This window comes from Salinimicrobium oceani (assembly GCF_012037645.1).
In genome coordinates, this window is the sequence record NZ_JAAVJR010000010.1 from 71529 (window position 1) to 79872 (window position 8344).

General features: G+C 35.0%; 9 protein-coding genes. 7 read left to right on the forward strand and 2 right to left on the reverse strand.

Annotated features, from left to right (window positions below; genetic code table 11):
* Positions 1 to 6: 6 nt before the first annotated feature.
* Positions 7 to 849 carry a GNAT family N-acetyltransferase gene (locus HC175_RS14075; protein WP_168139127.1) on the reverse strand — a complete coding sequence of 281 codons (843 nt, stop codon included), beginning with the start codon at positions 847 to 849 and terminating at the stop codon, positions 7 to 9.
* A complete protein-coding gene (locus HC175_RS24855) occupies positions 833 to 1420 on the reverse strand; it encodes a polysaccharide deacetylase family protein (RefSeq protein ID WP_438865939.1) in 588 nt (195 codons plus the stop codon). The genes HC175_RS14075 and HC175_RS24855 overlap by 17 nt, the downstream gene beginning before the upstream one ends.
* Positions 1421 to 2085: 665 nt before the next feature.
* Here HC175_RS24855 and HC175_RS14085 point away from each other — a divergent pair.
* From HC175_RS14085 to HC175_RS14115, 7 genes are all read left to right on the forward strand, one after another.
* Positions 2086 to 2928: a class I SAM-dependent methyltransferase gene (locus HC175_RS14085; RefSeq protein ID WP_168139129.1), complete on the forward strand. Its 843-nt coding sequence runs from the start codon at positions 2086 to 2088 to the stop codon at positions 2926 to 2928.
* A gap of 11 nt (positions 2929 to 2939) precedes the next feature.
* Positions 2940 to 3671, forward strand: coding sequence for a glycosyltransferase (locus HC175_RS14090; RefSeq protein WP_168139130.1), 732 nt, complete (start codon positions 2940 to 2942; stop codon positions 3669 to 3671).
* A complete protein-coding gene (locus tag HC175_RS14095) occupies positions 3671 to 5062 on the forward strand; it encodes a DUF6056 family protein (RefSeq protein ID WP_262887237.1) in 1392 nt (463 codons plus the stop codon). The genes HC175_RS14090 and HC175_RS14095 overlap by 1 nt, the downstream gene beginning before the upstream one ends.
* Positions 5063 to 5126: 64 nt before the next feature.
* On the forward strand, positions 5127 to 6377 hold the full coding sequence (locus HC175_RS14100) for an ABC transporter ATP-binding protein (protein ID WP_168139132.1): 1251 nt from the start codon (positions 5127 to 5129) through the stop codon (positions 6375 to 6377).
* Between the two features lie 9 nt (positions 6378 to 6386).
* Positions 6387 to 7109, forward strand: a complete 723-nt coding sequence (locus tag HC175_RS14105; protein WP_168139133.1) for a Stf0 family sulfotransferase — start codon at positions 6387 to 6389, stop codon at positions 7107 to 7109.
* 1 nt (position 7110) lies between these two features.
* Positions 7111 to 7638, forward strand: a complete 528-nt coding sequence (locus HC175_RS14110) for a methyltransferase domain-containing protein (RefSeq protein ID WP_168139134.1) — start codon at positions 7111 to 7113, stop codon at positions 7636 to 7638.
* Between the two features lie 5 nt (positions 7639 to 7643).
* Positions 7644 to 8344 (forward strand): polysaccharide deacetylase family protein (locus HC175_RS14115; protein WP_168139135.1); only part of this gene is annotated, 701 nt, incomplete at its 3' end.

The window sequence follows — 8344 nt, forward strand, 5'->3', positions numbered from 1 at the left end:
AAGCTCTTAATCTATACTCCCGATCCGCCCATGATCAGAATATGATCTGTGCACAATAAAATCTTTGTCCAATGGTCCTTCTGAAAGGAAGGTAATATCACTGAAGTAGTTTACTTGAACTGGATTTAGCCTCCAGGGAATTTTACTTTCCTTATCCAGAACCCACCCTTCTTTTTCCATTTCCACCAAGGTGATATCATTCCAGGAACTTATATAATCAATCCAATTGTAACCTAACTCCCACGCCTGCTCTTCAACAAGACGGACATCATTTACGTCCACCAGCCTTAAACCTCCTACCGCATTCTGACTCACTGCTCTCGAACCGTCCCCTAAACAGATTCCTTTTAAAAATGGTTGTCGGAAATAGTGAGTGTCCTGACACTCTAATTTATCTAAATTGACATCAATACTTGCACAAAGGTCTATAGTCCCCAAATTAACTTTTTCAGGATTTATTTTAACCAGCCTGATCAAATCATAGTACCGAATCCATCTCATATTCCTATACAATCCCAGTCCTGCATCATTCGCAGCAGTTGCCGCTAAAGGATAATATTTCCTGGCCAGAGCATAAAGCTCCCGCAGGATTCCTTTGCCTCTATAGTCTTTAAATAGGTAAACATTTATGATCCATGCTACTCCTCCTCCAAAATTTGCACCTACGTGTCCAACTATTTCCCCTTTTTCGTTAACACAAATAAAGGAGCGACCGTATTTCTCATCACCAAACTGCCATTTCCAAAATTGCCTATTTTGAAGAGGATGACCCTTTCTATATATTGTTGAAAAAAACTTCGACAGTCCTTCCCAGTCTTCTATGTTCGCTTCTCTAATTGAAAATTTCATTTTTCAGGTCTCTATAACTTTTCCCACCAGGAAGATCATTACAATCAAACCTTTTTAGCAATAAAGGGTTTTCGTGTATTGTATTCATTCCCCTCTTTGTAGTTAATCCTATTTCATAGCCTGCTTTCTTTGCCAGCTCAGCTACTTCTGCAGTACATACTTCCTCCGTTCCATATGGATAAGCTAAAAAATTAATGCTCTTGTTTGTTAGTTTCTCAAAATATGATTTTGAAACCTGCAGTTCTGTTAGAACAACATCAGGCTCTAATAGTCCTAACGGATAATGGCTATGAGTATGACTTCCCAGATACCCTTTGGAAGCCAGTTCTTTTAGATGTGCTTCTGTCATATACAATTCTTCTTTCTTTTCATTTTCGTCGAAAAAAAGATTGAAAATTGGAGCAATTATTTTTTCCTGTTGATGATAATTCAGCTTGTAATTTAAAATAAACTTTAAGATTGCACTGTCTTTGTCATCATAAATGTATACCTCTTTTGCCCGTTCTTTTTCCTTTTCGGTTAAACCTGATTGCTCAAGGGATAGCCTAATTAGAAAGTCTTGCGAAGACATTACAGATCTCAAAAGATGGATCTTATGTACTGTAGACACCTTATTCTCCTTATGATTAATGGAGTTAGGAAAGAAAATAGCAGGTATTTTCAACTGCTCTAAGATTGGCAACGCATAAAATATTTGCTCCTTAAGACCGTCGTCAAAAGTTACTAGAAAAAAAGCTTCCTTTCGCTGTAGTACATCTTCAAAATTGGTTAACAGATCCTGGGGACTAATAAATTCCCCAAGATTTCTCAGCTTTATTAACTGATTTTCAAATTCCTTCGGAGTTAAACCATAGATACTAGGGAATTCACTGTTAAAACTTGGACGTATATAATGGTAGTTACTTATTATGAGCATTGTATTTAAAATTAAGCTGTGAAAGAATTCTTTCCATTTAAAAATTTCAGCTAATTAAATATTGAATTTGAATATGCTCCACTTGGATCAGGATGTATTCAATTACTTTTTTATTCTCAGACCCGAAATGCAACCTGCAGAAAACCGTTTATAAATTCTTTTTTTAACCTATATTCAACAATAAAGAAGCAAACTTAAAACAATAATCGGGTCCGGTCAAAAAAGAAGTAATCCAGATCCACCAGATTAATTTTAAGGTTTAAAAGCTTTCGAACCTATTTCTTTATTACTTTTAGCCCCCTAAGATTTGGGGAAAAGCCATGCAAACTTCAACAAACCAGGAGAAAAATAGGGACCATTACGAAAAGAAATATTCGGAATTCTCTATAAAGAATATTTTGTTTTGGCTCAACCACCTTGAGGAATTTCTAAGTAGTGCTACGAAGACTGAAACCAGCTGGTTTGGAATGTACAAGAATGATTTTGCGCAAAAAATCCGTGGGAAAACAGTTTTGGAATTGGGCTGTGGAGATTGCACAAATGCGGCCGTAATGGCAGCACTGGGTGCTGAAGTTTATGCTAATGATATTGCAGACTCCAGCGGCGAAATAATTAAAGCACTTAATCAAAATCATAATTTCCGTCATCCCATTGTTTTTGTCAAAGGTGATTTTATAAATAACAAATTGGCTTCTCAAAGCTTTGACTATGTTGTGGGAAAAGCTTTTCTGCATCATCTAACCGTTTCGACAGAAAAAGAATTTTTAAAAGAAACTGGGCGTCTTTTAAAGGCAGATGGGGAAGCGCGGTTTTTTGAACCAGCAGTAAACAACAGGTTTCTTGATGAAGTAAGGTGGCACATCCCGGTGCCGGGTAGACCTTCAAAACTTCAGAAAACAGCTTTTAAGAACTGGAAAGAAAATGATCCTCACCCGGACAGAAGTTTTAGTTCGAGACATTTTGAAGCTGCTGGAAAAGATCTTTTTGAAGAAGTTGAAATACATCCCATCGGAACGCTGGAACGATTTCATAGAATTTTACCAAAAAATAAATGGAACGGAAAATTTCGTCGTTGGGCATTAAAAAATGAGAAGTATATCCCGGGTAGTCTCAATCGCTCAATTGCCAGAAGTCAATTGATTATATACAGAAATCCGTCTTAAAACTATTCTTTTTGAAATCTATAGCCATAATAATTCCTTTCTTTAACGAGGCAGAAAGATTTACTGTAGAAGAATATGAGACTTCCTTCGCACCATATTCAGAACTCACTTTTTTGTTGGTCAACGACGGAAGCTCAGATGGAACGGGTCATTTGTTAAACAAGCTTGCACTAAAATTATCGAATGTGCAGGTCCTACATCTTGAAAAAAATCAGGGAAAAGCTGAAGCAGTTCGAAAAGGATCCTTAAAACTTTTAGATCAGGGAAAATTTGAGTTTATTGGCTACTTTGATGCAGATCTTGCCACACCTCTATCCCAGCTTACCCTTTTTAGAGAAGCCATGCAAAATCCAGGTAATCAATTATGGTTTGGTTCCCGAATTAAAAGAGCAGGTGCAGAAATTCTCAGAAACCCAACTCGTCACTACTCTGGTAGAGTAATAGCTACCATTGTCAATATTTTTATTTTAAAAATCCCAATTTATGATACCCAATGTGGGGCAAAAATTTTAACCCGAAAAATTGCGAGCGAGGTATTTGAGAATCCCTTCATAAGTAGATGGTTTTTTGATATTGAAATTGTAGCTCGTCTACAACAAGTATATTCGAGACAGGAGCTTAAGAAAATGATCTTTGAAATCCCGCTTACCAAATGGACAGAAAAAGGGAGTACTAAGATTCGGGTGAAGGATATTTTGCTAATACCCCTTCATCTAATTAAAATCCGCATGAAATATTCTTAATGGAACGTTCTAATCTGCTACTTCTCATCTTGAGTATTCTGCTATTTACAATCTTTATTGCACCATTCCTATACATAACCAAATATGCCTATTTGTCTGCTGATGATTTCTGTAGGGCATCTGCTGATTTTAGTAACTACTTTGAAAATGTTGCACTATGGTACCGGGAGCATAACGGCAGATTTATTAATTCTTTATTTAGTTACCTACCGGTCTATAATCCTACTGTTTATAAAATTACTTTGGGATTATCTATGATTCTATTTGGGGGAACCATTTATTTCTTCCTCTCCAGGCTTTTTATTTTTTTCCAGTTTAAGTTGAGGAAGGATCAGGTTCTCTTTATTTCCGTTCTATTTTTTATTGCCATAATTAGCCTGGTCCCTTCGGTAAATGAACTTTTCTACTGGTACGCAGGGACTTCTGCATATTTGTACAGTTCAATCTTTTTACTTTTACTAATTATAGCGCTAATTAATATATCTACAGGTAGTAAAATTTATGCTTTAGCTGCAGCCCTTTTAATTATTCTGATCATCGGTAATAACGAGCTGCTACTTCTATTGACAAATTTCCTGGTGGGCCTGCTATTGTTGTACTCCTTATTTTATAATAAAAAAATCAGATGGATAAGTTGCTTGCTTTTAGTTATAAGTTTTATTTCAAGTTTGATTGTCATTTTTTCTCCCGGCTCAATTAGCAGGCAGGCTCAATATCCCGAGGGCGGGCAATTTCTATCTTCTTTAAAAATGGCTTTTCTGTCTTCTGGAATGTTTACTTTAAAAACCATAATAGAGCCTCCTGTCATTCTATTAATGGCCGGTATTTTTCTTCTACTTTTTTACTGGGGAAAAAATCTAAAAGAAATTCAATTCTTAAATCCTTTTGCATTACTATTGATCTCGTTAATAAGTATTGCAAGTGTCGTGTTTGTGCCATATTATGCCACAGGTTATTTAATGATTAGGAGTGGCAGAATCGGGAACATGATTCACATTGTATGGTGGATCTTTTTATTGATAAATATCCTAAATGCTGTGCTCTATTTCAGAAAAAAGTGTTCTCCAAGGAAAATTATTTCTAAAGTTTTACCATCTGTAAGTTTAACTTTGTTTCTCATCCTTACATTAAGCGGCAGAACATATAAAAACTTATTTCAGGATTTTCAGAATAATGAATTTGAAAGATTTGAAGCTGATATTCGTAAAAGGACCCAAACTATCCGGTTTTCCAATTCTTCTATTCTTGAGGTTGAAAAAATATCTGGAACAAGGACGATTTCCAGTTTCGGCATCTCTCAAGATCTTTCACATTGGACCAATCAATGTTACCTTGAAGCTATAAATAAAACTCTTGAAAAACAGTATCTTGGAATTATTGAAAAAGAATAAGCGTTGGAATAGTATAAAAAAGATATTTCTTTTGCCAAGAACCGCCTCTAAGACTTAATATAAAATGAGTTCAATTCTCAAAGCAGAAAATATATCCAAACAATACCGCCTGGGCCTGGTCGGTACAGGTACTATTAGTGATGATCTCAAACGTTGGTGGCACCTGGCAAGAGGAAAGGAGGATCCTTTTTTACAGGTTGGTGCCGAAAATAACCGCAACACTAAAGCTACAGAAGATTATGTTTGGGCATTACGCAATATTGATTTTGAAGTTAAGACCGGGGAGGTATTAGGAATTATTGGGAGAAATGGCGCAGGGAAATCGACTCTTTTGAAGATCCTTTCCCGGGTTACCGCACCTACCACCGGAAGTATTAAAACCAGAGGACGTATTGCTTCCTTGTTAGAAGTGGGTACAGGATTCCACGGGGAATTGACAGGTAGGGAAAACATTTTTATGAATGGAGCTGTGTTGGGTATGACCAAAGCAGAGATAAAACAAAAGCTCGACGAAATTATTCATTTTTCGGGTTGTGAAATGTATATAGACACTCCAGTTAAACGTTATAGCAGTGGAATGACTGTGAGATTAGGATTCGCCGTAGCTGCACATCTCGAACCGGAAATTCTTGTTGTAGACGAAGTACTCGCAGTGGGAGACGCAGAGTTTCAAAAGAAAGCCATTGGAAAGATGCAGGACCTTTCGACCGGGGAAGGGAGGACAGTTCTTTTTGTGAGTCATAATATGGTGAGTGTCCAGAATTTATGTACAAAACTTTTGCTTCTTGAAAACGGAAGAATTGTATTTTCAGGTCCCACTTATGAAGGAATTGACTTTTATTTAAATGCAGAAAAGAAATTACAAGTTGAAGATATTGCTAAAAGAGTGGATAGAGAAGGAAAGGGAGGGATGGTGGTCAACAAAATTGAAGTAGACAGAGAAACGATTTTAAAAACTGGTGGGGAATTAAAAATTAGAATTTATTTTAAAAAAGAGAACAAATCTGTCCATTTGAAAAAAATGGGTATTAGTATTTTAAATATTAAAAGTGAACGAATCCTAAATCTGAATACGGATTTAAAAGGCGGAATTCCATTACTGCAAGAAAAAGAATTTATAACCTGCATAATACCTCAGGTACCCCTTGTAGAAGGTTCTTATTGGATTAATGTTGCCATTTTCAGTGAAGATGATATGGAAGATTTCATTGAAAAAGCAAAAGAAATTTATATAAATCCCACAGATTTTTTTGGCACCGGAAAAATGGTTGATCCTAATTTGGGTAGTGTTGTTATAAATCATTATTGGAATTAATGTAATGAAATGAAACTAAAATATACTTTCAATTCCTCAAAATATGACGGAAGATCTGAGAACCAAATTTCTAGTTACGTAATATGCTCCACAGCTCGTTCTGGAAGTACTTTATTAGCTCGTTCATTGTTGATGACCGACAAAGCTGGATTGCCACATGAATATTTTGATGAAAGTAATAAAGGTGATTTTTATAAAAGGTGGAAATTTAACTCAATTCAAGAATATATTGAATATCTAAAAGTCCACAGAGTTTCTAAAAATGGATATTTCGGATTTAAAATTCATTATAATCAGTATAATAGTGTATTTGAAGATATTCCTTTAGAAAGCTTTTTTCCGAATATTAAGTACATTTTTATCACGAGAAAAGATAAAATTATGCAAGGTATTTCCCTCGAAAAAGCGACACAAACAAATAAATGGAGTTCTGAATTCAAAGCAGTAAATACATCCAGATTCAATTATTCCAATATAAAAGAAAATGTAGATCAGTTAAAATATGATGAAGAAAGATGGCTAGAATACTTTAAAAGAAATAAAGTAAAGCCATTTATAGTCACCTATGAAAATTTCATCGCTGACTATAAGGGAACTGTTAAGGAAATTCTTACTTTTCTAAACATTAATGAACCTGTCAAGATAGAAGACCCCTCAATTTTACAACAGAGAGATTTTTCCAACTATTATTGGAAATTAAAATATATAATTCATAATTTTTTAGAAGCTTGAAATGATACAAAGTACAGCAGAATTGGAGAGTTGGTACCGGAAAGAAGATCCCTGGGGGTATAATAAAAATCCTGAAGATATTAAAAGGAAAGAAATTCTCTTAAGTGAAATACCTAATAAAAATTATAAGCACGTATTAGATATCGGTTGTGGCGAAGGTTTTATTACCAAAGATTTACCAGGGGATAATATTTATGGTTTTGATGTTTCTCAATCCGCTATCAATTTTGCAAGAAAGAATGTCCAGAGAAATATTATTTTTAAACAAGGTTCTATTTTTGAAATCCAGAAATTAATAGATGTAAAATTTGACCTAGTAGTAATAACTGGTGTTTTATACCCTCAGTATATTGGTAAGGCCTCCAATTTGATTTACTTGCTAATTGATAGTATTCTGAACAAGGGTGGAAATCTGGTTTCTGTACACATACATGAGTGGTATGAGTCTCAATTTCCCTATTTAAGGATAAAGCAAATGTTTTATGATTATAGGGAATATGTTCACAATCTTGAAATCTATACGAAATGATTTTAATGTATCATAAGGTGCATCCTGATTCTCCAACCATGTGGTGGGTTCTGGTGAATGATTTCTATAGGCAAATGTCTGAACTCTCTAACAAAGAAATTGTTTTTCTAGATGATTATGATCCTCATGATAAAGATCAAGTGGTAATAACCTTTGATGGAATTTATAGAAATATAATAGAATATGCACTCCCCATTTTACAGCATTTCGGTTACTCTTTTGAATTATTTTTAACTTCGGATTATATTGGACTGGACAATGAATTTGATCCTGTTGAACCTAACGCGTCTTTTGCAAATAAAAATGAACTAGAAAAATTAATCCAAGGAGGAGGAAGGCTGCAGTGGCACACGAGAAGCCACTTGAATTTAAAAGAAGTAACTGACTTGGAAACACTTCAACAAGAACTCACAATTCCTGCGGATATCTTGTCTTTAGATTTAAAAGGCTTTAATTGGTTTGCCTATCCGCATGGGGAGTACAACGCTACTGTTGTGGAAGAAGTTAAGAAACGATTTAATGGTGCAGTCTCGTGCCATCAAGGAAACAATTTTGACCCTCATTTATTAAATAGGCTGCCAGTAGTAAACTCTACTTCGTTAAGACAGGACAAAATTGCTTGTATTATAGCTTCATATAACTATGGAAGATATCTAATTGAAGCTATAGAATCAGTTTTAAGGCAAACAATTTTACCCAATGAAAT

Coding starts and splice junctions, on each gene's coding strand:
- HC175_RS14085 (WP_168139129.1), top strand. CDS start 2,086: ATGCAAACTTCAACAAACCAGGAGAAAAATAGGGACCATTACGAAAAG.
- HC175_RS14105 (WP_168139133.1), top strand. CDS start 6,387: ATGAAACTAAAATATACTTTCAATTCCTCAAAATATGACGGAAGATCT.
- HC175_RS14100 (WP_168139132.1), top strand. CDS start 5,127: ATGAGTTCAATTCTCAAAGCAGAAAATATATCCAAACAATACCGCCTG.
- HC175_RS24855 (WP_438865939.1), bottom strand. CDS start 1,420: ATGTCTTCGCAAGACTTTCTAATTAGGCTATCCCTTGAGCAATCAGGT.
- HC175_RS14075 (WP_168139127.1), bottom strand. CDS start 849: ATGAAATTTTCAATTAGAGAAGCGAACATAGAAGACTGGGAAGGACTG.
- HC175_RS14095 (WP_262887237.1), top strand. CDS start 3,671: ATGGAACGTTCTAATCTGCTACTTCTCATCTTGAGTATTCTGCTATTT.
- HC175_RS14110 (WP_168139134.1), top strand. CDS start 7,111: ATGATACAAAGTACAGCAGAATTGGAGAGTTGGTACCGGAAAGAAGAT.